A 1,608-nucleotide genomic window follows, 5' to 3' on the forward strand; every position below is an offset into this window, starting at 1 on the left:
TTGCAGCCATGGGTCTTGAAGCATTTTTGCCGGTAGCGCTCGTCATCGGCTACCTCCTCGGCTCGATTCCGTTCGGGCTGGTCCTGACCAGGCTCGCCGGCACGCAAGATATCCRCTCGATCGGCTCCGGCAGCATCGGCGCCACCAATGTGCTGCGCACGGGACGCAAGAGCCTTGCTGCGGGCACCCTCCTGCTCGATGCGCTGAAGGGCACGGTGGCGGTCGTGATCGCCGGCTCCATCGCCGGCCCCAATGCCGCGATGGTGGCAGGCCTCGGCGCCTTCCTCGGCCATCTCTTCCCGGTCTGGCTCAAGTTCAAGGGCGGAAAGGGTGTCGCCGTCTATATCGGCATCCTGCTCGGCCTGTTCTGRCCGGCCGCGGTGGTGTTCTGCCTGCTCTGGTTGGCTACCGCCTTCACCACGCGTTATTCGTCGCTCTCGGCGCTGGTGGCATCCTTCATCACGCCAATTTTCCTGTGGTGGTTCGGCCACCTCGCATTGTCTGCGCTGTTCGCCGTGCTGACGCTGCTGCTGTTCTACGCGCATCGCGAGAACATCAAGCGGCTGCAATCGGGCAAGGAAAGCCGGATCGGCGAGAAGGCCTAGAGCGTTTTCGAGCGAAGTGGATACCGGTTCGCGTCAAGAAAACGCGTCAAAACAAAACCTGACGCCGGGAAAAAGTACGGATACCGCCGCGCTCCTTCCGCATTATACGCCAAATCCTGTTCGCAACTCAAAAGCCAGTCGTGGCCAGAGTGGCGAACGAGTTCCATGCCTGTCATCCTGACAGCGCAAAAGGCGTTACGCGGTAGCTCAGAATGAGCGAGAAGATGGTCGGCGCGCATATCGACGGTGGTTCGCAAGGTGCAACGCGCACCGCGGCGAGCCGCCTGCTGTCCATGACGGACATCTGGTCCGATGCGCCCTCGCCGCCGCCTGCTCCAGAGCCCGCCGCCGTCCCATCGCCAGCGCCGCCGCCCGCGCCCCTCGTGCAAACGCCGCAGCGCGTCGAGGCCGCGACCGTCGCGGCGCCTGTCGCGCGCGAGGTCCCTTCTAGACAATGGCCACCGCGAAAGCTCTCGCTGGCGCTTCAGGGCGGCGGCACCTTTGCCGCCTTCACCTGGGGCGTGCTGGAGCGGCTGCTGGAAGAGCCTGATATCGAGATCGACACGATCAGCGGCGCCAGCGCCGGCGCCGTCAACGCGCTGCTGCTCGCCTGCGGCCTTGCCGAGGGCGGCCGTGAAGCTGCACGCTCGCGGCTGAACCGGTTCTGGGTCCGCCTGATGCATGAGGCCTCGTTCCGCTCGCTGATGCTGGTCGGCGGCTTTTCGCCGACGGGAAGCTCGGTCGCGTTCGGGCCGACGCTGCGCTCGGGCCAGTTCGATCCGTTCGATCTCGATCCGCTGCGGCAGGCGCTGTCGCGCGACATCGACTTCGCGGCGCTGCGCTCGGCGAAGTCGCCAAGGCTCCTGATCGCGGCGACGCGGATCCGCGACGGGCAGCAGCAGATCTTTCGCAATGACGCCATCACGACCGACGTCGCGCTGGCCTCGACCTGCCCGCCCCTGGTCCACTGCGCCGTCGAGATCGACGGCGAGGCCTATTGGGA

The 1,608-nt window shown here is 65.9% G+C and carries 2 protein-coding genes; both read left to right on the forward strand.

Features of this window, described 5'->3' with window-relative positions; genetic code table 11:
• Nucleotides 1-8 precede the first annotated feature (8 nt).
• Complete coding sequence (plsY, locus tag AC1D00_RS40290) at nt 9-605, forward strand: glycerol-3-phosphate 1-O-acyltransferase PlsY (RefSeq protein ID WP_477014533.1); 597 nt, start codon at nt 9-11, stop codon at nt 603-605.
• 212 nt (nt 606-817) lie between these two features.
• Nucleotides 818-1,608, forward strand: a 791-nt coding sequence (locus tag AC1D00_RS40295) for a patatin-like phospholipase family protein (protein WP_477014532.1), incomplete at its 3' end; no start/stop codon positions are given.

This window comes from Bradyrhizobium sp. P2_E8 (assembly GCF_056403875.1).